At 51.7% G+C, this 26,389-nt stretch carries 23 protein-coding genes; 13 read left to right on the top strand and 10 right to left on the bottom strand.

Annotation, left to right across the window (positions count from 1 at the left end):
• Positions 1-20: 20 nt before the first annotated feature.
• Together pheT and EHT87_RS10590 are read right to left on the bottom strand one after the other, a co-directional pair.
• On the bottom strand, positions 21-2,453 hold the full coding sequence (pheT, locus tag EHT87_RS10595) for a phenylalanine--tRNA ligase subunit beta (RefSeq protein ID WP_124906600.1): 2,433 nt from the start codon (positions 2,451-2,453) through the stop codon (positions 21-23).
• Between the two features lie 126 nt (positions 2,454-2,579).
• Positions 2,580-3,209 carry a DUF1684 domain-containing protein gene (locus tag EHT87_RS10590; protein ID WP_124906599.1) on the bottom strand — a complete coding sequence of 210 codons (630 nt, stop codon included), beginning with the start codon at positions 3,207-3,209 and terminating at the stop codon, positions 2,580-2,582.
• A gap of 241 nt (positions 3,210-3,450) precedes the next feature.
• On the opposite strand from EHT87_RS10590, the gene EHT87_RS10585 reads away from it, so the two are divergent.
• The 5 genes from EHT87_RS10585 to EHT87_RS10565 all read left to right on the top strand — a co-directional run bounded on the left by EHT87_RS10585 (position 3,451) and on the right by EHT87_RS10565 (position 7,604).
• Complete coding sequence (locus tag EHT87_RS10585; RefSeq protein WP_124906598.1) at positions 3,451-3,813, top strand: sugar 3,4-ketoisomerase; 363 nt, start codon at positions 3,451-3,453, stop codon at positions 3,811-3,813.
• A 99-nt stretch (positions 3,814-3,912) separates the two neighbouring features.
• Positions 3,913-4,518 carry a riboflavin synthase gene (locus EHT87_RS10580; RefSeq protein WP_124906597.1) on the top strand — a complete coding sequence of 202 codons (606 nt, stop codon included), beginning with the start codon at positions 3,913-3,915 and terminating at the stop codon, positions 4,516-4,518.
• Positions 4,519-4,573: 55 nt separating this feature from the next.
• Positions 4,574-5,356 carry a PASTA domain-containing protein gene (locus tag EHT87_RS10575; protein ID WP_124906596.1) on the top strand — a complete coding sequence of 261 codons (783 nt, stop codon included), beginning with the start codon at positions 4,574-4,576 and terminating at the stop codon, positions 5,354-5,356.
• A 101-nt stretch (positions 5,357-5,457) separates the two neighbouring features.
• On the top strand, positions 5,458-7,251 hold the full coding sequence (locus EHT87_RS10570) for a T9SS type A sorting domain-containing protein (protein ID WP_185716184.1): 1,794 nt from the start codon (positions 5,458-5,460) through the stop codon (positions 7,249-7,251).
• A gap of 44 nt (positions 7,252-7,295) precedes the next feature.
• The gene (locus EHT87_RS10565) at positions 7,296-7,604 is read left to right on the top strand and encodes a rhodanese-like domain-containing protein (protein WP_124906594.1); all 309 of its coding nucleotides are present in this window, start codon (positions 7,296-7,298) and stop codon (positions 7,602-7,604) included.
• Positions 7,605-7,764: 160 nt separating this feature from the next.
• Here EHT87_RS10565 and miaA read toward each other — a convergent pair whose 3' ends face one another.
• Positions 7,765-8,688 carry a tRNA (adenosine(37)-N6)-dimethylallyltransferase MiaA gene (gene miaA, locus EHT87_RS10560; protein WP_124906593.1) on the bottom strand — a complete coding sequence of 308 codons (924 nt, stop codon included), beginning with the start codon at positions 8,686-8,688 and terminating at the stop codon, positions 7,765-7,767.
• Positions 8,689-8,789: 101 nt separating this feature from the next.
• Between miaA and EHT87_RS10555 the strand changes: the two genes are divergently transcribed.
• Together EHT87_RS10555 and EHT87_RS10550 are read left to right on the top strand one after the other, a co-directional pair.
• A complete protein-coding gene (locus EHT87_RS10555) occupies positions 8,790-9,473 on the top strand; it encodes a DUF4230 domain-containing protein (protein WP_124906592.1) in 684 nt (227 codons plus the stop codon).
• 3 nt (positions 9,474-9,476) lie between these two features.
• Positions 9,477-11,495, top strand: coding sequence for a M1 family metallopeptidase (locus tag EHT87_RS10550; RefSeq protein ID WP_124906591.1), 2,019 nt, complete (start codon positions 9,477-9,479; stop codon positions 11,493-11,495).
• 32 nt (positions 11,496-11,527) lie between these two features.
• Here the strand turns inward: EHT87_RS10550 and EHT87_RS10545 are convergent, their stop codons facing one another.
• Together EHT87_RS10545 and EHT87_RS10540 are read right to left on the bottom strand one after the other, a co-directional pair.
• Positions 11,528-12,985, bottom strand: coding sequence for a BNR-4 repeat-containing protein (locus EHT87_RS10545; RefSeq protein WP_124906590.1), 1,458 nt, complete (start codon positions 12,983-12,985; stop codon positions 11,528-11,530).
• A gap of 4 nt (positions 12,986-12,989) precedes the next feature.
• Positions 12,990-14,594 carry an NFACT RNA binding domain-containing protein gene (locus EHT87_RS10540; RefSeq protein ID WP_124906589.1) on the bottom strand — a complete coding sequence of 535 codons (1,605 nt, stop codon included), beginning with the start codon at positions 14,592-14,594 and terminating at the stop codon, positions 12,990-12,992.
• 91 nt (positions 14,595-14,685) lie between these two features.
• On the opposite strand from EHT87_RS10540, the gene EHT87_RS10535 reads away from it, so the two are divergent.
• Both EHT87_RS10535 and EHT87_RS10530 read left to right on the top strand, forming a co-directional pair.
• Positions 14,686-14,946 carry a hypothetical protein gene (locus tag EHT87_RS10535; protein WP_124906588.1) on the top strand — a complete coding sequence of 87 codons (261 nt, stop codon included), beginning with the start codon at positions 14,686-14,688 and terminating at the stop codon, positions 14,944-14,946.
• Between the two features lie 124 nt (positions 14,947-15,070).
• On the top strand, positions 15,071-16,255 hold the full coding sequence (locus EHT87_RS10530; RefSeq protein ID WP_124906587.1) for an AGE family epimerase/isomerase: 1,185 nt from the start codon (positions 15,071-15,073) through the stop codon (positions 16,253-16,255).
• A gap of 2 nt (positions 16,256-16,257) precedes the next feature.
• Here the strand turns inward: EHT87_RS10530 and EHT87_RS10525 are convergent, their stop codons facing one another.
• Positions 16,258-17,019: an MBL fold metallo-hydrolase gene (locus EHT87_RS10525; protein ID WP_124906586.1), complete on the bottom strand. Its 762-nt coding sequence runs from the start codon at positions 17,017-17,019 to the stop codon at positions 16,258-16,260.
• Positions 17,020-17,084: 65 nt separating this feature from the next.
• Positions 17,085-17,462, bottom strand: a complete 378-nt coding sequence (locus EHT87_RS10520; RefSeq protein ID WP_124906585.1) for a response regulator — start codon at positions 17,460-17,462, stop codon at positions 17,085-17,087.
• A 393-nt stretch (positions 17,463-17,855) separates the two neighbouring features.
• Between EHT87_RS10520 and EHT87_RS10515 the strand changes: the two genes are divergently transcribed.
• On the top strand, positions 17,856-18,296 hold the full coding sequence (locus EHT87_RS10515) for a WapI family immunity protein (protein WP_124906584.1): 441 nt from the start codon (positions 17,856-17,858) through the stop codon (positions 18,294-18,296).
• A gap of 7 nt (positions 18,297-18,303) precedes the next feature.
• On the opposite strand, the gene EHT87_RS10510 is transcribed toward EHT87_RS10515, so the two are convergent.
• Genes EHT87_RS10510 through EHT87_RS10500 form a run of 3 tightly spaced genes read right to left on the bottom strand, consistent with a single transcriptional unit; the run spans position 18,304 to position 22,588 of the window.
• On the bottom strand, positions 18,304-18,969 hold the full coding sequence (locus EHT87_RS10510) for a Uma2 family endonuclease (protein WP_124906583.1): 666 nt from the start codon (positions 18,967-18,969) through the stop codon (positions 18,304-18,306).
• 45 nt (positions 18,970-19,014) lie between these two features.
• Positions 19,015-21,168 carry a methylmalonyl-CoA mutase gene (gene scpA / locus EHT87_RS10505; protein WP_124906582.1) on the bottom strand — a complete coding sequence of 718 codons (2,154 nt, stop codon included), beginning with the start codon at positions 21,166-21,168 and terminating at the stop codon, positions 19,015-19,017.
• A 22-nt stretch (positions 21,169-21,190) separates the two neighbouring features.
• The gene (locus EHT87_RS10500) at positions 21,191-22,588 is read right to left on the bottom strand and encodes a methylmalonyl-CoA mutase family protein (protein WP_124906581.1); all 1,398 of its coding nucleotides are present in this window, start codon (positions 22,586-22,588) and stop codon (positions 21,191-21,193) included.
• 418 nt (positions 22,589-23,006) lie between these two features.
• Here EHT87_RS10500 and dnaA point away from each other — a divergent pair, with 418 nt between their 5' ends.
• Genes dnaA through EHT87_RS10485 form a run of 3 tightly spaced genes read left to right on the top strand, consistent with a single transcriptional unit; the run spans position 23,007 to position 26,383 of the window.
• A complete protein-coding gene (dnaA, locus tag EHT87_RS10495) occupies positions 23,007-24,416 on the top strand; it encodes a chromosomal replication initiator protein DnaA (RefSeq protein WP_124907224.1) in 1,410 nt (469 codons plus the stop codon).
• A 6-nt stretch (positions 24,417-24,422) separates the two neighbouring features.
• A complete protein-coding gene (locus EHT87_RS10490; RefSeq protein WP_124906580.1) occupies positions 24,423-25,382 on the top strand; it encodes a GNAT family N-acetyltransferase in 960 nt (319 codons plus the stop codon).
• On the top strand, positions 25,352-26,383 hold the full coding sequence (locus tag EHT87_RS10485) for a GNAT family N-acetyltransferase (RefSeq protein WP_185716183.1): 1,032 nt from the start codon (positions 25,352-25,354) through the stop codon (positions 26,381-26,383). The genes EHT87_RS10490 and EHT87_RS10485 overlap by 31 nt, the downstream gene beginning before the upstream one ends.
• The last annotated feature ends 6 nt before the right edge of the window (positions 26,384-26,389 follow it).

Below are 26,389 nucleotides of genomic sequence, written 5' to 3'. Positions count from 1 at the left end.
TGAGAATTGCCTGCCGCATTCTATTTTCTGATAACCGCTCCCAGTTCCCGTTCGAAAGCTGACATGAGCCGGTTCATCGTTTTGTCGATCACCGTATCGTTCAGCGTCTGGGCAGGATCTTGCAGGATAAAACTGACGGAATAGGACTTTTTGCCCCGATCCAGGTTTTCCCCTTCATATACATCAAATACGTTCAGGTCACGAAGCAGTTTCCGCTCGGTTTGATAGGCCAGACGGCTGATTTGCGCATACGTGACACCGGTATCCAGCACCAGTGATAAGTCGCGCCGAACTTCCGGAAAACGCGATACTTCTTCGTAAACGACTTTTCCGTTGTACAACTTCATCAGGTATTGCCAGTCAAAATCAGCGTAAAAAACCGGTGTCTGTTTCAGTTCAACCAGCTTCGTCAGCCCCGCCTTCACCAGCCCCAGCGTAACGACTGGTTTTTTATTGACCAGCAAAGTCAAGCCATACTGGAATAGAGCCGGGTCAGCGGGTTGGTTATCAGTTGCTTTAACCCGGAACGAAGTTAATAGTTTTTGAACAATACCGCCAAGGTCGTGATAAGTCAGGGCTGCGTCGCCGGAGCGTTGATTTCCGGTAAGCCAGCTTTCCGGCTGCATACGGCCCGCCATCCAGATTCCGAGCCGGGGCCGCTCATAAAACCGTTCCCCATCGCGGCTGTATACTTTGCCAAATTCGAAAATTTTAAGGTCTTTCTGCCGCCGGTTGATGTTATAAACCAGGGCTTCCAAACCGGAAAACAGCAAGGTTTGGCGCATCACCGATAAATCTTCACTCAGCGGATTGAGCAGTTGTACATCCGCGTGCGGAAGCGTGGCCCGGATGGCTTCGTGGTAGGCAGGCCGCGTCAGCGAGTTGCTCAGGGTTTCGTAAAAGCCGTTGGCGGCCAGCAACTGGCTGGCGCGTTCCTGCAACTGGTCGGGATCGGTTTCGGGAAACTCGGACAGAAAATCCGATGACAGGTGGCTGGAAAGCGGAACATTTCCAAGTCCATAGATGCGCAGGATTTCTTCGATCACATCGACTTCCCGTTCCACATCGACGCGGTAGGGTGGTACCTGGGCCGTGAAACCCAAATCCGTCTGGTTGCTGATTTGGATGTCGAGACTTTCCAGAATCCGGATGATTTCGGCCCGATCGATCCGGATACCGATCAGCCGGTCCACATTTTTATACCGAATTTCCACAATCCGGTCGGGAATTGGCGCCGGATACCGGTCGATCACGTCGGAACTGACTGTTCCACCGGCCACCTCCTGAATCAGAAGAGCCGCCCGTTTAAGAGCAAAAACCGGCATGTTCGGATCGGTTCCCCGTTCAAAGCGGAACGAAGCGTCCGTTTTCAGACCGTGGTATTGAGACGTCCGGCGGATGTAGGCGGGACTGAAATAAGCCGATTCCAGAAAGATTCGGGTTGTCTGGGCTTTGACGCCCGATTTTTGTCCACCAAAAACACCGGCAATGCACATCGGTTCGCTGGCGTTGCAGATCATCAGATCGTAGGCCGACAGTTTTCGCTCAATTCCGTCCAGCGTCACAAATGGCGTGCCTTCGGCAACGGTTTTGACGATGACCGTTCCGCCCGTAATCTGATCGGCATCGAATGCGTGAAGCGGCTGGCCCAGTTCATGGCAAACGTAATTGGTGACATCGACAATGTTGTTGATTGGGTTCAGACCGATAGTCCGCAGCCGCTGTTTCAGCCAGTCGGGCGACTCACCGACGGTCAGGCCGTCGATGGTCAAACCCGTGTAGCGCGGTGCGGCTTCCGGGTTTTCAACCGTTACGGCAATCGGCAAATTCTGATTATCGACCTTAAACGCATCGACCGACGGCCATTGAATGGGTCGTTGCAGAACGGCTTTCAGGTCACGGGCTACACCAAGATGTGAAGCCGCATCGGCGCGGTTGGGCGTCAGGCCAATTTCAATCTGGTAGTCGGCTTCCAGGCCAAAATAATTGACGGCGGGCGTACCGTTGGGCAGGTCGGTTGTCAAAACCATCACACCGGCGTGCGAGGTTCCCAGACCAATTTCGTCCTCCGCGCAAATCATGCCTTCGGAAGCCGCCCCGCGAATTTTTGCTTTCTTGATGGTGAACGGTTCTCCGCTAACCGGGTACAGCGTAGCGCCTACCAAAGCCACAACGACTTTCTGCCCGGCCCGGACGTTGGGCGCTCCACAGACGATGTTCAAAGGCTGTCCCTGCCCCACATCGACCGTCGTCAGGCTCAGTTTATCCGCTTCGGGATGTTTTTCACAGGTCAACACTTCGCCGATGACGACGCCTTCCAAACCGCCCGGAACAGACTCTATTTTTTCAGTACTTTCAACCTCTAAACCGGTGTCTGTCAGAATTTTACCAACGTTTTCCGGAGTTTCATTCAGGCTAATCAATTGATTGAGCCATTTATAGGAAATCTTCATATAGGAACTGGAAATGGAGTACAAAGATAGCAAGTCTTAAACCTTGATTCAGCGGATTTGCCTGATTTTAATGACGAATGATGAACTGTGGCAGAACCACCCGATTCTATTCATCCTCCATCACGCTCAGTTGATTTCAACATATTTCTCGCCCGCCCGAACGTCTACCGGAATGGTGTTTTCTGGCGGGGGAAGCGGGCAGGCATACTCATGGTTGTAGGCGCAATACGGATTGTAGGCTTCATTAAAGTCAATGATCAGGCGGTTTTCCTTGACGTCGTCGGGGCTAAAGTCAATGTAGCGGCCACCGCCGTAAGTTTCTTTTCCACTCGTTTTATCTTTGAAGAGAATCGACAGCGTATTCTCATGTTTGAGCACCAACAGGCGGCATAATTCGCCCTTTATCGTAAAAACCGCATGGGCGTATTTCTCGTAGACTTCCTCGCTACCGTCGGTTAAATGCACCACGAGTTTCTTTTTGTCGGCAAAAGGCTCCAATCGGGCCGCAACACGGTAATCCGGGTCCGGATTGAAATAGCTCAGACTTTTAAATTTGCTTTTGTCCGTAAACGGCGACTCGCTGCTGGTGCGGAAAAAGTTCTCTTTGTCCTTTCGTTTTTGGGCCACCTCCAGGCGATACGTCTCCGGATTGGTCACCATGGGGGTGTCGGTGTTACCGGAATCAAAAAAGGAATAATAAATGATGGCCAGCACAATCAGAAACAGGCCCACCAGCAAGAAACGATTCCGAGGCATAACAGATGGTTTTAAGTCGTGAAAGTACGGATTCGTTGCGTTTTTTTGTAAGAAAATCGAATCAGTTTCATCGGGTAAACCCGCGGCTGGTGCAATTGCTGTACAACAGCAATTCACACTGACCGAAGGCTACAGCGTTTTGGCCGCGGTTTTATGCGTTGGTCCGAAAGGGTGATTTCGATGCAATTTTGCCGAATTTCTCCGTAGTTTGCCGACAATTGTCCCTTGTAAAGGTACGTGTATGGCTCAACTTTTGTATTTGGATACGTTTTCTTCTGATTCCGGTAATCTGACGGTGATTGAAAAAGTGCTGCCGGGATCGATCAAACGCGTTTTTTACATCGATGAAGCGGAAGAAAATCGGTGGGTTGGACGCCGGTATCCGAAAGCCTGGCATGCGATTCTGTGTCTGAACGGACAGTGCCGGATTGGCATTCAGGGCAGCGGTACTGACAATTTTTTCTGGTTGGATGACCCCAAAAAATGCCTGCTCCTGGAGCCGGAAGTCTGGCATCGAATTGACGAATTGACCAGCGGAGCCTTTTTGCTGGTTATTTCAAATGAATACGATGATCCGGTTGAATTCGATGGGGCCACTGCTTAAAAAAACGCACGGACTTCAGTCTGTGGGTAGAATGACGGAATTCTTCTCCGGTGCATCCTGTTCATTCTTTACTCTGCTTAATCCAAGGGTAAGAAAATTATGTTTACCGGAATAATTGAAGCTACCGGCGAAGTTACCGACATCACCGCCGAAGGCACCAACCTCACATTTCATCTGAAATCCCGAATTGCACCCGAATTAAAAGTCGACCAGAGTCTGAGCCACAACGGCGTCTGCCTGACGGTGACTTCCGTGAGCGGGGAGACGTATACCGTAACGGCGGTGGAGGAAACATTGAAAAAAACGAATCTGGGTCAGGTAAAAACCGGCGACCGGGTCAATCTGGAGCGGTGTATGCCCGCCAACGGACGGTTTGACGGCCACATTGTTCAGGGCCATGTCGATCAGACGGGGATCGTTACCGGCATCGCCGACCAGAATGGGAGCTGGCTGTTCGACTTTCAGTACCGACTGGCGTCCGATGATCCCAGGGAGAACAATATCACGGTTGAAAAAGGCTCGATTTGTATCAATGGGGTTAGTTTAACCGTTTTCAATTCGGAGCCGGATTCATTTCGGGTTGCCATCATTCCCTACACCTACGAACACACGACTTTTCGGGACCTTCGGGTGGGCGATGTGGTCAATCTGGAGTTTGATGTGGTGGGAAAATACATAAAAAAAATGCTTGGGTTGTATCAATAACCGCCGGGCAAACCGCTAATATTGTGGTTTGACGAAGCGTTTACAAAGTGATTGCATGGCGAAAATCAGCACGCGTTCCACGACCGATCTGGTCATACATATTGGTATTGTTTTAGGGCTGCTAGCCGTTCTGTTTTTAGGCTTTTTCTTTGTGTATCTGCCCTTTACAACCCACCACGGTCAGACGATCACCGTTCCGGATCTGAGCCGGATGAATACGTCTGAACTGGAGGATTTTCTGAATGATCACGACCTGCGCTATGAGGTCAGTGACAGTACGTACGTGGCCGGGGCCGAACCGCTGACGGTGGTTTCACAATATCCCAAACCCGGTTTTAAAGTGAAGGCCGGGCGGAAATTATACATCACGATCACCACCGAAAACCCGCCGATGATTCCCATGCCCAAGCTGGTTGACCAGACGTATGTGAGTGCCCAGTATGCGCTGGCTAGCAATGGGTTACAGATGGGAAAACTAAAATACATTCCGGATCTGGCCCAGGGCACGGTTTTGCAGCAACTGTTTAACGGCAAGGAAATTCTGCCGGGTACGCGGATTGCCAAAGGGTCAAAGATTGACATCGTCGTTGGCGACGGATTGGGCAATACTATGTTTGCCGTTCCGGACGTTGTAGGTAAACCACGCGACGAAGCCGAAATGACAATTCGGGGTTCTAATTTGCAGGTTGGCACGATTCTTCCTGTGGAAGATCCTGAAAAAGAAGTCGGTACCGTGGTCCGGCAAAACCCGGCGGCCCGACCCGGTGCCACCATCCGCGTAGGCGATGTGATCGACCTGTGGGTGGTCGGGCCGGTCGAAAATGATGATACACAGTAAGAATGAAACACCATTTCGTACGCAACAGGCAGGGTTCTCGTCTTCAATCGGCAATTGGCAGTTGGCAACTGTTGGTTAGGCATGCATGCAGCTTGGTGTTCATGACTTACTTTTTTCTGCCAACGGCGGGGGCCCAGATTCAGATTGTGCCCATCGAATCGTTTCAAAATGAAGGCCCCGCAGCCAAACCGGCAACCGCCGGAGCCCGGATTCAGGCGGTAAAATTGCCTTTTTTTGACGATTTTGCGACGGCAACCGACCGGCCCAATCCGGCTTTGTGGCAGCCAAGCAACGTGTACATCAACAATACGCTGCCCATCAACCACCCTTCGATCAATGTTGCCACCTTCGACGGCCTGAAGGCCAATGGTACACCCTACGATTTTACCGATCAGAATGCCACCGGGCCGACCGATACGCTGACTACCAACCCGATCGATCTTTCGGGCACAACGGCCGCCGATGCCATTTTTCTGAGTTTTTACTGGCAGCGCAAAGGGCTGGGTGAACTTCCCGATGCCGAAGATTCTTTACGACTGCAGTTTCTGACTACGGCGGGAACCTGGGAGACGGTCTGGAAACAGGCGGGCGATACGGCCAGCAATAACTTTACCCAATCGTTCGTCGCCGTAAACCAGGCCCGGTTTCTACACGCGGCTTTTCAGTTCCGGTTTCAGGCTTTTGGACGAACGTCGGGCGCATTTGACAGCTGGCATCTCGACTACATTTATATGAACCGGGGCCGGTCGGCCACTAATCTGTACATCAAAGACATTGCGACCCGACAGCCCGTATCATCGTTTTTGAAACGGTATTCGGCTATGCCGCTGAAACAGTACCTGCTGAATCCGGTTGGCGAAACCGCCGATACGATCCGTACCGATATTGTCAATCTGTTTAATAACTTCAACTTTACAACGTATCGCGCCGTTGTCAAAGACCAGCTGACGGGGGCGGTTTTGCAGCAATATCAATCGCCGTCGGAAGGAATCGCTTCGCTCAGTTCGCAACCGAAGACTCTGAAACCGCTGCCGTTGCCAGCCGGTTTTGCGGGGCAGAAAGCCCTGTTGCAAACTCAGTTTGCCGTTCAAACCACCGACACCATTCCCGGCGTCAACCTCCGCCGAAACGACACGATTGCTGCCGTGACGGTTCTGGATAATTATTATGCTTTTGACGACGGCACCGCCGAAGCCGCTATTCAGAACACGCAACGTCAGGGGCGGGTCGCCATGCGGTTTCTGTTGAACAAGCCGGATGTGGTGTCGGCGCTGCGGGTTTGCTTTGCACCGGTGAAAACGAATCTTGCCGGGAAGGCTGCGGTTTTTAGCCTGTACGCGGATGACCGGGGAAAACCGGGCCGGGTGCTGTATCAGAAGGCGGCCGTAATCAGCTATGCCAATTCGCGCAGCGGCTTTGTCGACATTCCGCTCGACTATGGCATTGCGGTTACCGATACATTTTACGTCGGGTGGACGCAGGTTAGTGAAGACTATGTGGTGGCCATTGGGTTCGATAAAAATAGCCCGTTTGGCAACCAGATTTTTGAAGGCCGGGGTTCGTCCTGGGACCCGAGCAACCCGGGAGGAGTGCCCATGATTCGGCCGGTAATGGGGGCCGGAAAAGAAGCTCCCGTCACCGGCGTCGAGGACGAACCGGCGGCCCTGACGCAATTGATGGTATTTCCGAATCCTAATGCGGGTATCCTGATCTGGCAAAATCCGGCTATCCGGCAGATCGACATCGTTGACGTGAACGGACGGCTGGTGGTTAGCGCCCGCCCGACGGCCGGGCAAAATCAATTGAATGTCAATCACTTGATCGATGGTTTTTACCTCGTCCGGTTGTCGGATGGGAAAAAGACCGTTGTGCAGAAATTAATTATCCGAAAGTAAACCTACTTTTGCCATTCATAGAATTACAAAAAATAAACACGGAGATGGACATTACCGCACAGGAACTCAAAGAACGATTGGACAAAGGCGAAAAAGTCAACCTGATCGACGTTCGTGAAGAATACGAATTTGATGAAGATAATCTGGGAGGACAACTGTATCCACTCGGAAGTCTTCCCAGCCAGATCGACGATTTGGAAGACTTGAGAGACGACGAGATTATCATTTACTGCCGGTCGGGTGCCCGGAGCGGACGGGCGCAGCAATTTCTGGAACAGAACGGTTTTTCCAATGTTCGGAACTTGATTGGCGGCATTCTGGCCTATCGCGAGAATGAGCGGAAAGCGCAGTAATAAATGAATAAGGTCGGCTAATAAATGTCAAATTAAAAGACAACCTGATTCGCTTTTACGTTGCCATTTGTTAGCCGACCCTCCGAATCTGTAAAAAATACAGAAATAAACGCCCCGATCCCGTCATTGCCGCTCTGGCTTCGGGTCATAACTGCACCTTTCAATTCAACGAATTGGCAAGCCCTTCGACCATTTTGCTGATTTCTTCATATTCCTCCGCCCCAAACCAGTGGTAATTTCCCTGATGTCGGAACCAGGTCAACTGGCGTTTGGCATAGCGCCGGGAGTTGCGTTTGAGTAGCCGGACCATTTCGGCGTAATCATAGTCGCCGTCTAAATACCCGAAAACTTCCTTGTAACCAACGGTTTGCAAAGCCGTAGACTGGCGGTAGGGCAGCAGCGAGCGAACCTCCTCGATCAACCCGTGGGCGAGCATCTCATCCATCCGGCGGTCGATTCGGTCATAGAGTTCGTCGCGCGGACGATCCAGAGCGATGAAAACCGTCTGGAATGGCCGGGAAGCGGGACCGTTGGTATCCTGTTTGCGGAAAGAGGAATACGGTTTTCCTGAACTTATGCTGACTTCCAGCGCCCGGACAACGCGCTGCGAATTTTGCAGATCGGCGGTTTCGGCATAAACCGGGTCCAGCAGCCGGAGTTGTTCGCGGAGCGGTTCCAGCCCTTCCGTTTCGAGCCGGTTCATCAGTTCGGCGCGCAAATCGGGTTCGGCTTGCGGAACGTCGTCAAGCCCGAAACAAACGGCGTTGATGTACAGGCCCGTTCCGCCGGACAAAATCACCACATTCTTTTTCTGAAACAGATCGTCAATAACAGTTAAGGCTTCCCGCTCGTATTGACCGGCGCTTACCGGCTCCATAATGCTGTGGGAATCAATGAAATGGTGTCGTACGCCCTGCATTTCGTCTGCCGTCGGTTTGGCCGTTCCGATCGTAAGTTCGCGGTAAAACTGGCGCGAATCCGCCGAAACGACGTCCGTTTGCAACGCCTTTGCCAACCGGACGCCAAGACTGGTTTTTCCGACGGCGGTTGGTCCGGCAATAACAATCACTAATTTATTCGTCATGGAGTAGAAACTAAATCCATTTTCTGGCGTCTTAACTGAGAGCGGTTTGTTTTTGTAGTACTGCAAAAGTCTGTACCTTTCGTTAACTATCCAACTCTTGTATGGAGTCTTCGAATACGTTATTTATTTTCATCACGCTGCTGTTAGGCGGTTTTGGGGGCGTGGCTGTCTCAAACTGGTGGCGCAAAAAAAAGGCGAATCCGGTAACCGATGTCCGCAAGGAATCGACGGTATTGCTGGATCGGATCGAGAAAGTTTTTAAAGTGGTGATGGCCGAGGGATATTTTACGGAAATACTGAGTTATCAGGACGATAAAAAGTTTCTCTATTTCATAAATGATCCCAAAAAAGCGTTAATCATTGCAAAGGCCAAAGTGCTGGTCGGATTCGATTTTGCCAAGATCCGGTTTCGGCAACCGGAGTTGGGTGAAAAGAAACTGATTATCGAGTCGTTTCCCGAACCGCAGGTGTTGTCGATTGATACCGACTATAAATTTTACGACATTGATCCGGGGTATCTGAATCATTTTCGGAGTGAAGATTATACGCGGCTGCTCGATGAATCCAAACAGACCATGCTCGATCGGGCGATGGAGAGCGATTTGCCGCGGATTGCCAACAACCAGATTCAGTTTATGATGTATCAATTGGCCGACTCGATGGGCTGGCAACTCGAATTGCCCGAAAATGAGCAGCGGAAATTGAATGAACTGACGCAGCAATATGACCCGCTGAAAGCCGAACCCAAGGCCTTGCCCGGCGATATTCTGAACGAAGAAAAATAAGGTATGAAAAAACGTTTCCTTGAAAAAATAATCGGAAAGCAGGTTCACGTTGTGGTCCTGTTTTTATTTTGCCTGACAGCATCTGCCCAATTACCGGACAATGGAGTGGCAACTTGCCAGCACACCCGCCTGAATTACTTTGGGTCGCTGGCGAAGGCCAATCGTTCGGCCCGAATCCAGTATCCCGGCGATGCCACCATCGACGTTTCGTATTACAAACTCGACCTGACCTTCACGTATACGCCCAACTACCTGCGCGGGGCCGTGACCATCGGACTAACGAGCGTTAGCGACAATCTGAGCCGGTTTTTTCTGGATTTGGCAACCGATATGAAGGTCGATTCGGTGAAGACCGGCACGCAGAAACTCCCGTTTTCGCAGGAAAATAACCAGCTTTCGATTACACCCGTTCAACCGCTCGCCAAAGGCCAGAAGCTGACCGTAACGGTTTATTACCAGGGAGTACCGGGATCGACCGGTTTGGGGAGTTTCGCATTCGGCACGCATGGCTTGCAAAATCAGCCCGCTATCTGGAGCCTGAGCGAACCGTATGGCGCCCGCGACTGGTTTCCCTGCAAAGATACCCCTGCCGATAAAGCCGATTCGTCGGACGTCTGGATTACCGCTCCGAAGCAATTTGTATCGGTTTCGAACGGACGCCTGGAACGGACGATCGACCATGCCGACAGCACCCGCACCTACCGCTGGAAAAACCGCTACCCGATTGCCAATTACCTGATTTCGGTGGCGATGTCCAATTACGTTCTCTACGAACAGACGTTTCGCCCCACCGCCACCGACTCGATGCCGGTGACCCACTATATTTACCCGGAAGCCCTGACCGACAACCTCAGAAAGACGCTGGATCAGACCACGGCAATGCTGGATGTATTTACGAAATACTTCGGGCCGTATCCGTTTCTGAAGGAAAAATACGGCCATGCGCAGTTTGGCTGGGGTGGGGGAATGGAACACCAGACCATCAGCTCGATGGGGGCCTTCAATTCGGACATCATGGCGCATGAACTGGCACATCAGTGGTTTGGCGACAAGATTACCTGCAAAACCTGGGAGCATATCTGGCTCAACGAGGGATTTGCGTCCTATGCAGAAGCCTTGTACCGGGAAGCCACCGGCGGAACAGCCGCGTACCGGTCCTACATGAGCTCGTATCTGCTGCTGGCCCGACGCGCCCGTGGAACCCTGTTTGTGCAGGATTTAACAAACGTCAACAACATTTTTGATTCCAACCGGACGTATTACAAAGGCGCTACCGTTTTGCACATGCTGCGGGGAGTCGTGGGCGATCAGAAATTTCGGGAAATTCTACAGGCGTATGCCGCTTCGCCGTTTGCGTACGGATCGGCCACAACCGAAGATTTTGCCGCCATTGCATCGCAGGTGTACGGAAAACCGCTCGACTATTTTTTCAAACAATGGGTTTACGGCGAGAATTATCCGACGTATCGGGTGAAATGGAGCAGCGGGGCTCTGGCAGGGCAAACCAATCAATACCAGGTGCAACTGCGTCTGGAACAGACCACGAACACCACCAACCCGACTTTCTTTACCATGCCCGTACCGGTTTTGGTGAAAACTGCGGTGGGCGATACGCTGCTTACGGTCATGAACAACAGCGCCGATCAGACTTTTGAGCTGAAAGTGAAAGGACAACCGACTGACGTTCAGATTGATCCCAACAACTGGATTTTGAAACAGGTCGAAGTAATGGAAGTGATTACGGCCGTGAACGACCCGGTTTCGATAACGCAGCTGACGGTTTTGCCCAATCCCGCCCGCGAGCAACTGACGGCTCAGGTCGATGTTTCCCACCCATTTACCGGACGTTTGACCCTGACCAATCTGGCAGGTCAGGAAGTCATTGGTTTATCCGAGCATACGTTTACAACCGGCCGGCATACGATTGCCTGGCCGGTGCTGCAACTGCCCACGGGACGCTACAACCTGACGCTGACCACCGGTGATCGGCGGTTGACGAAGGCGGTCCTGATTGCGAAATAAACAGAATGCTAATTCGTAAAAGTAATTTTTCTTCACTTTCCAACCGGCACCGGTTTTTCCAGATCACCCTTCATCTCGGTGGGTAACTGAAACACCTGACCCTGTTGATTGCAGAAATACAGAAAAGACGCCGACGGTTTTCGGGCGTTGCCGTCGGCCCAGAACGCGTAAAAACCGGGATGGGCCGCCACCGGTCGCCGGGGATAGGTCTGGTTTCGGGCACTGTTCTGCGTGACGGTTTTCACCTTCTTCCAGGATTTTCCGGCATCGCGGCTTTCCAGTAACGAGAGTTCACCACCCGTGCCAAACGGCTGCGGTCCGGCTTCGGCCGGGCCAATGATTCGCCACGCAGTTCCCTCTACATACAGAGAACCCATGTCGTAGTTGTGATCCGATTGCGTAACGGTATGGATGGCCCACTGCTTGCCGGTCCAGTGTGCGACATGCCATTCATAAGGGCCGTTCTGGGGTCCCGGTTCCGGGCCTTTGCTGGTGATATACAGGATGATGGGTCGATTGGCCGCATCGTAATTGACGTCACTGATGTACACGTTCCGACCCCGGTTTCGATACGCTTTTACCAGAGCCGGATTGAGCGTGTCGCTCAAGGGCAATTGAACCGGTTGGCCGTTGGCGGTATGCCAGCTTTTGCCAAAATCATCGGTTTCCACGTAATACAGGTTGGTGCGGTAATCGAGTCCGGCGCCCACTTTCGTGTTGGGATGGTAATTGAAGGCGCTGCCAATTTTACGGCCCCGTTGTCCACTGCTTTGGTAATGACCTTCTTCGATGGTGGCAATGTCCTGCCAGGCCGACCAGGTACTCCCGTCCGGACTGGTGATGTAGGCGATCGTCCGGCGGGGTTTTGTAGCGCCATATGGCAACACACCCCGGTCGTAGTGCGTCATCAGATTGAAAAAGCCGCGACCGGGCTGGTAGTAGGTTTGCAGGTAGGAAAAATTGGTAAACGGAACGGTTTTCCCTTGTTCGTCCCGGCGGGTGGCTTCAACCCGGTCGAAGGCACTGATATCGTACGGTTTTCGGCTCCGGTGAATAAACGACGGACGTTCGGTTCCGTGCGAGGTAGAAAAAATCCAGATATACCCCCGACTATCCACTTGAATAACCGGGTTGTCGTGGGCATCGTCGGTCTGTTTGTTGAGCAAAAGCGTGGGTCGCGAAACCAGACCGGTTTTATGATCGAAGAAACCGACCAGGTGACACAATTCCCGGGAACTGGAATCGGTTACTCCGCCATAGCAGAAAAACGTCCGCCCGACGGCTGGCGCATACACCGAGAACGGATAATGGTTGGCCGGATACGTGCCCAAACCGCCACTGTATTTGTAGGCATATTCGTTGTGGGTCGCCCCGATAAAATACCAGATTCCCCGGTAGCCCGAGGCCTTCTGATTCAGGGTTTCAATCTGGGAGAAAACCGGCTTCGTGAAAAGAAAGCTACTGATTAACAAGATAATACGGTATGTCATGGGCTTAGGCGGTTTTGAGTAATCCCTCGTCTTTGGGGACCACCAGAATCACTTCTTCTTTTTCTACTTTCACCTGACCGGCCGCCAGTCCTTTGGGTTTGCGGACGAATTTCTTGGGTGTATAAATAACCGGGCACAGCGAATCCGTCCGGCGTTTGGAATACCAGGCCGCCAGTTCAGCCGCCCGCTCGATGACGGTTTTCGGAAAAGTCTTGCCCGCTTTGTATTTGACGATGACGTGCGAACCCGGTACATCGCGGGCGTGAAGCCACAGATCGTCTTTGTAGGCGTATTGCTGGGTAAGCAGATCGTTATTTTTCGAGTTACGGCCAATCAGAATCACAAACCCTTCGTGAATGACCTGTTTGAACAGGGGGGCGGTTCCGTCGGCGGCTTTTTCTTCCTTAATCGGATTGCCTTTCAGGTATTTCCGCAATTCCCGCAGCGATTCGACGGGCCTGATCCGTTCGATCTGTTGCTGAATCTGCTGAAGTTCCTGCTCCCGGGCTTCGATCTGTTCCTGAAGAATACTGGTTTCAATTTTCTCGTTTTTGGCTTTCCGGTAATAATGCTCGGCGTTTTTTTGCGGACTCAGGTCGGGTTTGAGTTTGATTTTGATCGGCTTATTCCGGTAAAAATCGTCCAGTTCCACCACTTCCGGCGACCGCGCTCCCGGACTCTCGGGAATCTGGTGCAGATTGGCCATCAGGATGTTGGCAATTTCCTCATTCTTAACCGCTTCGTCCAGACCGATGAGCCGTTGCAGGTTGGCGTCGATGGCCGCCTGCGTTCGTTTCAATCGCTTTTCCAGTAAACGCAGTGCTTCGCTTTTCTCGCGTTCCAGCGTATTTTGCCCCATGAAGCTGGCAAAAAACCGGTTGCTGGCTTCGAGCGGATCGGTAAATTCCTGACGAATCGGTTCGCCGTACGGCAACAGCGAAAGGGCCGGTTTGTGTTGAAACGTCGTGAGGTAGTAACGCGGCTGTTCCAGGTGCTGAACGGTTTCCTGAATCAACGCCCACTTTTCCCGTTCGCCTTTTTCCCAAAGTCCTTTTTCTTCCAGGTACGCATTGACGAGTTTTCCAAACGTCGGAAACAGCTTCCGGTGGTCGAAACCGCTTTGTTCGTAGGCTTCCCAGGATTGATCGAGCGGGCGGTCGAGGGTAGAAAGAACGAGCTGGGTGTCGGCGGCCAGTTTGTTGTTGAACAAATCGATGACGGTATCGCCCGAAAAAATCAGCAGATTGGGGCGGTTTCCGAAAAATTTGAACACCAGCGTAAAACCGCCTTCCAGCGTGATGGCCAGACACCGTTCATTCAAAAAAGAGCGGACGGCCACCACCGGCTGATCATACAAGTCCTCGAACAGATTGACGCTGTTGATGCGGGCGCGCTGGATGGTTTCGGGAAACAGCAGGCCCGAAAAATCGGGTCGGAGGGTGGCTTTGATGAAAAACGGGCGGTAAAAATTAACTTTTCCCCGGGCGTGGGCAAACACCAAAACCAGTTCGTCCCGATCCTGACTAAAACATTCCATCAGCTTCAGGCCGGAGAGGTGCGGGTGGAGTGCTGGGGCAAGCTGACGGAGAAAATAATAGTTGGTGTGCACGGGCTGGATCGTTAATAGTCCACAAACATACTCATCCGAACAATTGCGACAGCCGATCCGTTAACCTTTATCACTAAATAAACTCAAGGCTATGGCAACTAATAAAACAACCGACCAGCCGGGTTCGAATGATAAACAAGGGAATTCCAAACGAACCCGCAACTACGAAGCGCGCGATACATCGGCCATGACGACCAACATGGAGAAAATGCGTTCCAACCAGGATAAAACGAAACAGGGGCCCGACGAAGACCAGACCCAGAAAACCAAGTCGGAACTGCAACATGAACGCGGAGGGCAGGGGCATAGCGGGCACAGTAGTTCGCGGAGTGGCAGCGATTCAGGCCATTAATTAAAGGGTAGTGAAAACAATAGTGAATACGGACTATTGAATAACGAATATCGGGGAGTGGAGTAGATAAATTCACGTCATTGTTCGATATTCGTTATTCAATAGTCCCTTTCCTACCCTTATCATGTTTGACCTTCGAGCGATCCGTCAGGAACTCAATCAGGAATTAAAAGACATTCTGGCTTACTGGCAGAAATACGGTCCCGACCCCATCGAGGGGTATTACGGCCAGGTCGATTACCAGAATGTTCCGAAAACCGATGCGGCCAAAGGCATTGTTTTGAACAGCCGAATCGCCTGGACGTTTGCCGCAGCCGCCCGGCACACCCAGCACGACGACTACCTTCCCTACGCCGAACGCGCTTACAAATACATCGATAAACACTTCCGCGACAAGGAACACGGCGGAGTTTACTGGTCCGTCGATTACAAAGGCGAGCCGCTGCAAACCTTCAAACAGCAATACGGTCAGGCGTTCGCCATCTATGGCTTGAGCGAATATTACCGGGCCAGCAAGCACCAGCCTGCGCTGGATTTTGCCAAAGAGATTTACGGCCTGATGGTCAAACACGCCTACGATCCCAAACGGGGCGGTTTTTACGAATCCATGACCCGCGACTGGTCGGGCATGGCGGATGATTACGTGATCAGTAAAAAAGACAACCACGAAAGCAAAACCATGAATACGCACCTCCACATTCTGGAGGCCTTCACCAATCTCTACCGGGCCTGGCCGGATAAAGGCCTGAACCAGCAGATTCGGGGTTTGATCACTGATTTTGAGAAATACATTGTCGATCCGAAAACCTACCGGATGAATCTGTTTATGGACGACGACTGGAAAATCCGGAAAACCGCCATTTCCTACGGCCACGACATCGAAGCTTCCTGGTTGCTGGTCGAATCGGCCGAAGCCCTACACGATGAAGCCCTGATCAAACGAATCAAGGCACTTTCCGTCAAAATGGCGCGGGCGGCTGCCACCGGTCTGGAAGCCGATGGCGGGATGAATTATGAATACGATCCCAAAGAAAATCACCTCAACCGTGAGCGTTCGTGGTGGGTGATGGCGGAAGCCATGGTCGGATTTATGAACGCGTATCAGTTAACAAAAGAAAAGCAATTTCTGGATAAGTCGCTGAAGAACTGGGAGTTCATTAAAACCTACATGCTAGACAGGAAAAACGGCGAGTGGTATAGCGGCATTGACGAAAACCATAAAGTACTTGGCAACACGAAAATCAGCATGTGGAAATGCCCCTACCACAACGGCCGGGCGTGCATCGAAATGATGAACCGGTTGGGGTAGGTTTAGATTTCAATTTTCAACCCGTCGTACCCCAGCCGGATCGATAGTGGCAGCCGTTTTTCAACCTCCCGGTGCAGGCCAATTTTGTGGCTCATGTGGACAAAATAGGTCTGTTCCGGTCGAATACGCTCCACTAACGCGACGGCCTGATCGAGCGTAAAATGGGAAATATGGGGTTCGATTTGCAGCGCATCCAGGACGAGAATCTGGGTGCCATACACTTTTTCCAGCTCTTCGTCGGAGATGTAATTGAGGTCGGTCAGGTAGGTGAAATTGTGGATTCGGTAGCCGAAAACCGGCAGCCGATGGTGCAGCACGTCGATGGGCGTGAACCGGACGCCTTCAATTTCAAAGACTTCATTTCTGATTTCGTTGAGTTGAAGCCGTGGAATACCGGGATACTTTTTTTCGGCGAAAATATAGGCGTATTCCGTTTGCAGCTGGTTCAGAACGCGCCGGTCGGCGTAGATGGGAATATCCTGTCCCTGAAGAAAATTGTAGGCCCGCACTTCGTCCAGCCCGGCGGTATGATCTTTATGTTCGTGCGTAAAAATTACCGCATCCAGCCGGTTGATACCGGTGCGCAACATCTGCTGTCGAAAATCCGGACCGGTATCGACGACAAAACTTTTTCCATCAATGGCGAGATGAATGGACGTGCGCAACCGTTTGTCCCGGAAGTCAAGCGAGCGGCAAACCTCACACGCACAACCGATTAGCGGCACACCGGAGGATGTTCCTGTTCCGAGCAGCGTAACAACCATAAGGAAGCAAGCAGAAGGGAGGATGGCGGAAAAAAAGCTACTTGTTCCGCCATCCTTCGCTTCCCTTATTTATCCGTTAGCTGATTCACAACCTCCACCAGCCGGTCGAAATTGAGCGGCTTTACCAGGACGTCGTTAAAGCCGGCGGTTTTAAATTCTTCCTCCGTATAATTTTTCGCGTTCCCGGTAATGGCAACGACCGGAACGGCGGCTTTTTCTTTGTCGGCGAGTGCCCGCACCCGGCGAACGCATTCCATCCCATCCATAACCGGCATGTTAATATCCAGCAGGATGATGCTAAAATCTTCCTTCTCCAGAATCTGTAAGACCTGCTCCCCATTTTTGACGGAGGTGATGTCGTAATTCTGAAACTCAAGAATTTTTCGGGCAAGGTTCTGGATAACGGAGCTATCTTCGGCAATCAGTACTCGTTTGGTAGACATAAAGTCAATGGCTTGTGGTGAACTGTATCTTCACAGGAAGTTTGGACAGGTGAAATTAACGACTATTCCAATAACACAAAAAAAATGTTCGTGTACAACCGCTACTTAATTTCGTTTATCCGACTATAAAGTGGTGACTTTGAATTATTTCTCCGCCGGTTAAATTTTTTAAGCCGAAAATACTATATTATCCGGTCGCTTTTGTATTTTTACTTTCCTGTCCAAACCTGGTATTGGTCGTGTTTGAATGGCTTGGGTTAAGCGTTGAGACCAGAGTTTTCTACGTTCTGTTTCCCGCTACACCCTGGCTGCCCCGTGCCTGAACTGCTCTGCGAGATTTTACAGTGTATTAACTTCGATCCGTTTTCGGCAGATCGACAGATTGGATGACCCATGAAACTGACTGGCCCCGAAGCTTCATTTGAACTTGATATTCTGGATTATGAATACAGCGATTCAAAGTACTTTATGGATCGTAACTGGTTGTTAATCAGCTTGAAAGCTCGTTATCAGAATAAGGAATATACCACTACGGCCCCCTTGTTATCGACCTGGGAAGTTGAATTACTGATCAACTGGATGCGTTCGGTGGCTTCACAACGCCAGTTGTCGCCCCGGCTTTCGTTTGTCGAACCGTGTTTGGGATTCAAAAACGCTTCGAGCGGTTTGAGTGGCTATGCGTTCGGCATCAAGCTCGATCAGGAAGCGGCTCCGGATTGGTACAATGACCAGTCAAAACCGTTCTGGTTGTCGGTCATGCCGAATGATGATGAGTTGCAGCGGGCTATCACGGATCTGGAAGGCCAGTTGGGCCGGTTTCCGGTGCGGGATTAAGAACCTATCATCTCGTGATCAATTCCTGTAAGGTGAGCATGTTGACGGCCTTATCGAAAATGGCCCGAACGGGAATTCGAAAACCGGGTATTGTCAGACTTTCGAGGGTATCCTCACGAAATAAAACCGCCACTTCCTCAAAAGCCATTACATCTTCGTCCAGTTTATACTGCTCCAGCGACTGACGAACCGGGTCGATCATCCAGTATTCCCGGACGCCGTGGGCGGCATAGTCTTCGAATTTTATTCCCCGGTCGCGGCCCGTAGTGGTCCGGGACAAAATTTCGACGATCAGATCCGGAGCGGGATGCTCCATCTGATCGTCATGAAACGATGCGGCTATTTCTTTGTTCCAGTAGCAAATATCGGGTTCGTAGTCGTTGCGACTTAAAGCTACTAGTGCTTTTTCAAAGTCTACTTCTCCCAAATTATGTATGGCAACATAGTTTTGAAGCAAATTGACCAGGTATTTGGAAGCCTCAAGATGTCTTCGCTTAACAGGCGAATGCATCACCACCGTCCCATTAATAAATTCCGCCTTTACGTCATCCCGCAGCCATTCCCGAAATTCCCGACGTCGTTGCGATTCGTCGTTCAAAATAGCCTGTGCACGTTCGATGACTAGTTTGGCATCCGGAGCTTCCAGTAAATCAGCAACTCGACTTGAAAACATGGCCAATGTGAATTTTTATAAAAATACGAAAAAACCGTTTACAAGCTATCCCTGATCCAACCCCGGCATCAACTCGTTCAAGATCTTCTGAGCCGCCACGGAAATCACCGTTCCAGGCCCAAAAACCCCTTTCACGCCCGCATCATAGAGAAACTGGTAATCCTGCGCGGGAATAACGCCCCCGGCAATCACCATAATGTCGTCGCGGTCGATCTTTTTCAGTTCTTCGATCAATTGGGGAACGAGGGTTTTGTGACCGGCCGCCAGACTCGACACGCCAACGAGGTGAACATCGTTTTCGGCGGCTTGCCGGGCCACTTCCTCCGGCGTTTGAAACAGCGGCCCCATGTCGACATCGAAGCCCAGATCGGCAAAGCTGGTTGCAATCACCTTAGCACCCCGGTCGTGCCCATCCTGGCCCATTTTGGCCACCAGTATGCGCGGACGGCGGCCTTCCCGTTCGGCAAAACGGTCGGTTAGCTGGCGGGCGAGCCGGAAGTTTTCATCGTCGGATACCTCGGCGGAATAAATACCGGACACCGACCGAATGGTGGCTTTGTGACGGCCAAATGCTTTTTCCATAGCGTATGAAATTTCACCTAACGTGGCCCGGCAACGGGCGGCTTCAATGGCAAGGGCCAGGAGGTTGTCGGCTGCGGATTGCAAATCCGTACGAGCGGCTTCGGTGATGGCTTCGAGTGCGGCTTCTACTTTTTCCGGGTTCCGGCTGGCTTTAACTTCGTTAATCCGCCGGATCTGCCCTTCGCGAACGGCCTGATTGTCAACTTCCAGCAGTTCAAGTTCCCGTTCGGATTCGGGGCGGTATTTGTTGACACCGACAATGACATCTTTTCCCGAATCGATCCGGGCCTGTTTGCGGGCGGCTGCTTCCTCGATGCGTAGTTTGGGCAAACCGGTTTCGATGGCTTTGGTCATCCCGCCCAGCGTTTCGACTTCCTGAATCAACGCCCAAGCTTTCTGGATCAGTTGATCGGTCAGAAATTCGACGTAATACGAACCGCCCCACGGATCAACCACGGACGTAATGTCGGTTTCGTATTGCAGATACAACTGCGTATTCCGGGCAATTCGGGCCGAAAAATCGGTGGGCAACGCAATGGCTTCGTCCAGCGAATTGGTGTGCAACGATTGCGTATGACCCAACACGGCCGCCAGAGCTTCAACGCAGGTTCGGGCTACATTATTGAACGGATCCTGCTCCGTCAGGCTATACCCGCTTGTCTGACAGTGCGTTCGCAACGCCAGCGATTTTGAATTTTTGGGATTAAATTGCTTAACAAGCGCAGCCCACAGAACCCGGGCCGCCCGCATTTTGGCGATTTCCATGAAATGATTCATGCCGATTCCCCAGAAAAACGACAGCCGGGGCGCGAAGTCGTCGATGTTCATGCCGGCTTTCAAACCTGTCCGAATGTATTCCAGCCCGTCGGCCAGTGTGTAGGCCAGTTCGATGTGGGCGGGGGCACCCGCTTCGTGCATGTGGTAGCCGCTGATGCTAATGGAGTTGAATTTGGGCATGTAGCGGCTCGTGTACGCAAAAATATCGCCAACCAGCCGCATCGACGGTTCGGGCGGATAGATGTACGTATTCCGAACCATAAACTCTTTCAGAATGTCGTTCTGGATGGTTCCCGACAACTGCTCCGGCCGGACGCCCTGCTCCTCGGCGGCCACGATGTAAAACGCCAGAATGGGCAATACGGCCCCGTTCATGGTCATCGATACCGACATGTGATCGAGCGGAATCTGGTCGAACAAAATCTTCATATCCTCAACGGTATCGATGGCAACCCCGGCTTTGCCGACATCGCCCACCACGCGCGGATGATCGGAATCGTAACCCCGGTGGGTGGCCAGATCGAACGCAACGGAAAGCCCTTTCTGCCCGGCTGCCAGATTCCGTCGGTAGAAGGCGTTGGACGCTTCGGCGGTGGAAAAACCGGCATACTGGCGGATGGTCCACGGTTGCGTCAGGTACATGCTGCTGTAGGGGCCACGCAAAAAAGGCGGTATTCCGGCCACCGAACCGAGGTGCTGCGCATTGGCGATGTCGACAGGTTCGAAGTGCGGTTTTATTTTGATGCCTTCGGAAGTGACGAATGGGCGCGGTGCACCGGCTGGCGCGGGTGTTGCGTCAGTTGGCGTTGGAGGAAGGGAATGATCGAAATGGGGTCGCATACCGGTTTTTCACGTCTAATACTTATTCAAACTCTTCGGCTAACCGCCGGTCGGGGAGAAAAACGGGTGTTGAAACCTGAAAGGTCTCGGAAGACCTTTCAGGTTGGGCAGGTGGCTTGGCAACCAACTCTCCCTGAACCCGGAACTTGGTTACGCCCACCAGAATCCGCCCGTTTTTCACTGCTTCGACTTTTTCCTGATACGCTCTGTCGATTTCCGACTGAATAAAACCGGCTTCAAATGCCTTCGATAAACCGCCCCTTTTTTCCACATCCAGAAACAGCGACCAGGCCGATTCGACCAGCTCATTCGTCAGGGTTTCGAGGTAATAGGAACCCGCCGATGGGTCGAGTGTTTTGTCCAGATGCGCTTCTTCTTTCAGTAAGATGGAAATATTGCGGGCAATGCGGGTCGAAAACGCATCGGATTCACCCAAAACCGCATCATACGGATGAATCGTTAACGCATCGCAGCCACCGATGACGGCCGACATGGCTTCTGTTGTGGCCCTGAGCAGGTTATTGTAGGGCGTGGCCGTGGCGTCGTAGAACGTGGAAGTCTGGGCGAAAATGAAGGCTGCCTGGTGCGTGCTGAACGATGAATGATAAAAGGCCAATAACCGCTGCCAGAGGATGCGAAGGGCGCGGAGTTTGGCGATTTCGGTAAAGTAGCTCGTGCCGATAGAAAGCAATAAGGCGGTTTTCGGGACGATTTGTTCCATCGTCAAACCCGAATCGGTCAAGGAATCGCAGAGGTCGACCACCGCGTTGAGCGTGAAGGCCAGCTCCTGTGTGGCCGTAGCACCGGCATTGTGGAAAACCGAGCTGCCGACGGTAATTGTCCGACACTGGGGCGAATCCAGCGTCAGGCGAGTGGCTTCCACCAGGTGCGTCAGGGATTCGGTCGGATCGGTGCCAAACCGGAGGGAACGGCTAATGGGATCATCAATGAAACCGCCTTTCAGCTGATACGGCAGAAGCGGCTTCAACGCTTGCGCTACCGTTTCCGACTGCCCATCACAGTAAAACCAGACGGGTGTATCGCTCAGTTTCAGTCCATTAAGCAGCCGACTCCAGTTGATTTTCTCCACCTCGATCCCGCTTAAATTCAGCCGAAAACTGTCGGCTCCCTTGGTCAACAGATCCCGCAGGACGCTGTTGGTACGGGTTTCGGTATCAAACCGAACCGACGGCACGTTCAGCCACCCCGGCGTCCGGCCCGTTGTTTGGGTCGCTTGATTGGCGGCAAGCGGCAGATTAGCAAGATCTTCAGCGGTATAAACCGGTTCGGTTTCCACTCCTTCCGACGTAAGCCGCTTCAGGGATTCGATGGATTTTCCTTTCAGATCCGTACGAATCTGCTGCATCCACTCTGCTTTCGTGACCGGTGGAAAGAGGGATTTTAAGTCGGGATTAGCCATAAATTAACAAAATGGTCTGGTTGGCTCGATGGATAAAAATGGCTGGATGGGTAGAATAATGCCGGATAGTTGCCACCGGGATCCAATCGCCCCTTACTCGTTTTTAACCCCTTTATCCAGTGAACCCTTTTTATCCATTCAGGGATTTTTATCAAAGTTAGGTCTTTTCGGAGTAACGCCACAGCGGAGGGCAGTGCTGTCCGCCGTTGGGTTGCATTATTTTTATAATCTTCCCCGTCGTGTTGATAGGCAAAAAAAATGCCTGTATTTTTATCGTTCCAGAGTTTGCAAGTCGTCTTGTCTGCTCTGATTTTTTTCCTACTTTTGTCTCCCTTTTTTCACCCACCGGGCAAATTGTCGGTTGGCAATTTAGCTTTAAAACAGGCGAAATGTAACTGTGAACATACCCGTACCCGGCATACAGCGTGAAGCAGTGACGGTCTGGAACCGCTGCCTGCAGGTGATCCAGGAGAACATTCCTGACCAGAGTTTTCGGACCTGGTTTGAGCCGATTGTTCCCCTGCGCCTGAATGGCAGCGAACTGACCATCCAGGTACCCAGCCAGTTCTTTTACGAATGGCTGGAGGAGAATTATGTTCATTTACTGCGAAAAGCGCTTGATTTTGCCATCGGTCATCACGGTCAATTGCAATATTCCATCATTGTCGACAAAGGCGACGAAGGCAGTAAGCCCCTGACGGTCAACGTGCCAACTTCGAAATCGCCCCAGAATGCCAAACCCGATAACGTCGACGCCGATATTTTGAAGAGTCCGTTTGAAATGAAAGATCTGGACTCACTGCAACTGGACTCCTACCTGAATCCCGCCTATACATTTGATAATTTTATTGAAGGTGACTGCAACCGGTTGGGCCGCTCGGCGGGTTTTGCCATTGCTCAAAATCCCGGCACAACGGCTTTCAATCCGCTGATGATTTACGGGGGAGTTGGCTTGGGAAAAACCCACCTCGTGCAGGCCGTCGGCAATTACATCAAGAATAATAATCAGGATAAATTCGTTCTGTACGTCTCTTCCGAGAAATTCACCACCCAGTTTATTAACTCGATCCGCACCGATTCGCTGCGCGATTTCATGAGTTTTTACATGCAGGTCGACGTGCTGATCATCGACGATGTGCAGTTTTGGGCGGGAAAAGAGAAAACCCAGGAAACCTTTTTTCACATCTTCAACCACCTGCACGGCGCCAAAAAGCAAATCATCATGACCTCCGACCGCGCCCCCCGCGATTTGCAGGGCATGCAGGACCGGTTGCAGTCACGGTTCAAGCAGGGGCTGACGGCGGATCTGCAACAACCGGATCTGGAAACCCGGACGGCCATTATTCAGAAAAAACTCCTGGCCGAAGGTATTTTTATTGAACACAATGTGATTGAATACCTGGCCCATAGCATCAATACCAATGTCCGGGAATTGGAAGGCGTCATCGTGTCACTGATGGCCCAGGCGTCGCTCAACCGCCGGGAGATTGATCTCGATCTGGCCCGAAACACCCTTCGTAACATTGTTATTGACTCGGATAAAGAAGTAACCATCGATACGGTACAGGATGTGGTTGCCGATCATTTTAAAATCGCCGTATCCGATCTCAAGAGCAAAAGCCGGAAGAAGGAAGCGGTTTTTCCGCGACAGATCGCGATGTTTCTGGCAAAAGATCTCACGGAATTGTCTTTAAAATCAATCGGTTATCACTTCGGAGGTCGTGACCACAGTACGGTGATTCACGGCATCCAAACGATTAGCGATCTTTGTAGTAACAACCCGCAAATCCGCGAAACCGTCGAAAAGCTGAAAAGCTCGTTAAAATAAGGGCTAATGCTTCGCTATCTCGCCCGGCATCAAATCGATGCCAACGCCTATGATCGGTGTGTGGCGCTTTCACCACAACGGTTGATTTATGCGTTTTCGTGGTATCTGGATGTGGTTTCTCCGGGCTGGACGGCGCTGGTTGAAGGTGACTATGAGCGGGTTATGCCGCTGCCCGTTCACAAGCGGTATGGGGTGAAGGCCATCATCCAACCGCTTTTCTGTCACCAGTTGGGCTTATTTTCGTCCTTTGATACAACCGATACCGCAACGATTTCCCGGTTTTTGCAGGCACTCCATCAACACGTTCGTTACGTTCCATCGTATCAATTTAACGCAGCCAGCTCACCCCTAATAAGCCATGATTCGTCGCAACTCATCCCGCTGACCAACCACGTTCTGAATCTGCAAAAACCGTATTCGGAGCTGGCAGCGGCTTATTCCAAAGATCGGAAAACCAACTTGAAACGGGGTTTACAGCAGGTATGGGAGTTTGTGGACACCAATGACGTGATTCCCCTGATCGATTTATTTCGAACCCATAATACCGCCGGAATTGGCCGGGTTGCTCCCCGGGCCTACGATCAGCTTCAACGTCTGGTAAAGGTGTTGCAGGATCGGCAACAGGTACGGATTCGGGTGGCGATGCAGAACGGGCGGATTGAAGCGGGCTGTTTGCTGGTGACGGATGTAAACCGGGTTATTCATCTTTTTTGCGCAGCCAGTCCCGAAGGCCGGAAAGGCAACGCCCGAACGGTTATTCTGGATCAGTTCATCCGCGAGTATGCCGGGCAACCCCGCTGGTTCGATTTCGAAAGCCCGGAAGTGGAAAATCTGGCGGCCTTTAACCGGAGCTTTGGGGCCGAATCGGAGCCGTATGTCCGGTTGGTAAATAACCAATTGCCAGACTCGGTGCGGTTCTTGCAGCGGATCAAGAAATGGTTGCACCGAACGCTTCTGCCCCGATGACCATCCGGTATCTCGAACGACCCCAACTCGATCCCGCTTTGTGGGACGATTGCATTGCCGAATCGACTCAGCGGTTACTATATGCCTTTTCCTGGTATTTGGATTCGTTGACCACGGGCGAAGGAGCACCGCACTGGGGCGGTATTGTAGCCGAACAGGAAGGGCGTTATGTCGCGGCCATGCCGATTGTCTACAAAAAAAAGTACGGAATCCGGTACGCCTACCAACCCGATTACTGTCAGCAACTGGGTATTTTTAGCCGTGAAGCGATTGACCTCAAACCCTGGTCTACTTCATTTTTCGAGCAATTAACCCGGCATTTCAAGTGGGTAGTTTCCTACCGGTTTAATGAAAAAAATGATGCTGAGTTTCAATTCCCTGGCGTTTTTGCCCCAGTAAAGCGCTTTAATCATGTTTTGCCACTAAATGAACCCTACAAAGACCTTTATCAAGGGTATGCAACTGACCGGAAAATAAACCTCAATCGGGCCCGCAATACGGGTTGGCTGGTGGATGATCAAACAGACATTCGGCCGCTGATTCAATTGCATCGGGAGCATAATGAAGAAAAAGCCGTTGGCAGTAGTACCAAACTGGATTTGACCATCTACGAACGATTTGCCAATGCCGTCGACCAGCTAAAAAGCCGGGGAGTGGCGCGCATCTGGATGGCTCGGAAAGAAGGAGAAAAGAGGGCGGAAGCCGGAGGGTTATTCGTTCTGGATCGGGATCGAATCATTTACCTCTTCAACGGTGCATCGCAAACCGGACGGAAACAACAGGCGCGGTTGTGGATGATTAACCGGATTGTTGACGAATTTGCCGGACAACCGCTGGTGTTCGATTTTGAAAGTCCGGCCGTGGGAGCCGAGTCGGTAAAAGCATATTACCAGAGTTTCGGCGCGGAAAGTCGGCCGTACACCGAGATTTCGTATAACCACCTGCCGCGGTTGTTGACGTACGCCCGGACTTTAGTCCGTGGCTTTCGGTATACCAGGTAGGCCACG

Origin of the sequence: Larkinella knui (genome assembly GCF_003858645.1) — a bacterium.
GTDB classification, from domain to species: domain Bacteria; phylum Bacteroidota; class Bacteroidia; order Cytophagales; family Spirosomataceae; genus Larkinella; species Larkinella knui.
Note: the sequence above shows the minus strand (reverse complement) of the source record. Positions and strands in the feature narration are given on the sequence as shown.

What these genes read in the sequence shown, in the direction of transcription:
- EHT87_RS10515 (WP_124906584.1), top strand. Translation starts at nt 17,856, where the DNA reads ATGAAACTGACTGGCCCCGAAGCTTCATTTGAACTTGATATTCTGGAT.
- pheT (WP_124906600.1), bottom strand. Translation starts at nt 2,453, where the DNA reads ATGAAGATTTCCTATAAATGGCTCAATCAATTGATTAGCCTGAATGAA.
- EHT87_RS10510 (WP_124906583.1), bottom strand. Translation starts at nt 18,969, where the DNA reads ATGTTTTCAAGTCGAGTTGCTGATTTACTGGAAGCTCCGGATGCCAAA.
- EHT87_RS10550 (WP_124906591.1), top strand. Translation starts at nt 9,477, where the DNA reads ATGAAAAAACGTTTCCTTGAAAAAATAATCGGAAAGCAGGTTCACGTT.
- EHT87_RS10530 (WP_124906587.1), top strand. Translation starts at nt 15,071, where the DNA reads ATGTTTGACCTTCGAGCGATCCGTCAGGAACTCAATCAGGAATTAAAA.
- EHT87_RS10585 (WP_124906598.1), top strand. Translation starts at nt 3,451, where the DNA reads ATGGCTCAACTTTTGTATTTGGATACGTTTTCTTCTGATTCCGGTAAT.
- miaA (WP_124906593.1), bottom strand. Translation starts at nt 8,688, where the DNA reads ATGACGAATAAATTAGTGATTGTTATTGCCGGACCAACCGCCGTCGGA.
- EHT87_RS10485 (WP_185716183.1), top strand. Translation starts at nt 25,352, where the DNA reads ATGGTTGCACCGAACGCTTCTGCCCCGATGACCATCCGGTATCTCGAA.
- EHT87_RS10575 (WP_124906596.1), top strand. Translation starts at nt 4,574, where the DNA reads ATGGCGAAAATCAGCACGCGTTCCACGACCGATCTGGTCATACATATT.
- EHT87_RS10570 (WP_185716184.1), top strand. Translation starts at nt 5,458, where the DNA reads ATGACTTACTTTTTTCTGCCAACGGCGGGGGCCCAGATTCAGATTGTG.
- EHT87_RS10520 (WP_124906585.1), bottom strand. Translation starts at nt 17,462, where the DNA reads ATGTCTACCAAACGAGTACTGATTGCCGAAGATAGCTCCGTTATCCAG.
- EHT87_RS10490 (WP_124906580.1), top strand. Translation starts at nt 24,423, where the DNA reads ATGCTTCGCTATCTCGCCCGGCATCAAATCGATGCCAACGCCTATGAT.
- EHT87_RS10545 (WP_124906590.1), bottom strand. Translation starts at nt 12,985, where the DNA reads ATGACATACCGTATTATCTTGTTAATCAGTAGCTTTCTTTTCACGAAG.
- EHT87_RS10565 (WP_124906594.1), top strand. Translation starts at nt 7,296, where the DNA reads ATGGACATTACCGCACAGGAACTCAAAGAACGATTGGACAAAGGCGAA.
- scpA (WP_124906582.1), bottom strand. Translation starts at nt 21,168, where the DNA reads ATGCGACCCCATTTCGATCATTCCCTTCCTCCAACGCCAACTGACGCA.
- EHT87_RS10555 (WP_124906592.1), top strand. Translation starts at nt 8,790, where the DNA reads ATGGAGTCTTCGAATACGTTATTTATTTTCATCACGCTGCTGTTAGGC.
- EHT87_RS10580 (WP_124906597.1), top strand. Translation starts at nt 3,913, where the DNA reads ATGTTTACCGGAATAATTGAAGCTACCGGCGAAGTTACCGACATCACC.
- EHT87_RS10590 (WP_124906599.1), bottom strand. Translation starts at nt 3,209, where the DNA reads ATGCCTCGGAATCGTTTCTTGCTGGTGGGCCTGTTTCTGATTGTGCTG.
- EHT87_RS10535 (WP_124906588.1), top strand. Translation starts at nt 14,686, where the DNA reads ATGGCAACTAATAAAACAACCGACCAGCCGGGTTCGAATGATAAACAA.
- EHT87_RS10500 (WP_124906581.1), bottom strand. Translation starts at nt 22,588, where the DNA reads ATGGCTAATCCCGACTTAAAATCCCTCTTTCCACCGGTCACGAAAGCA.
- EHT87_RS10525 (WP_124906586.1), bottom strand. Translation starts at nt 17,019, where the DNA reads ATGGTTGTTACGCTGCTCGGAACAGGAACATCCTCCGGTGTGCCGCTA.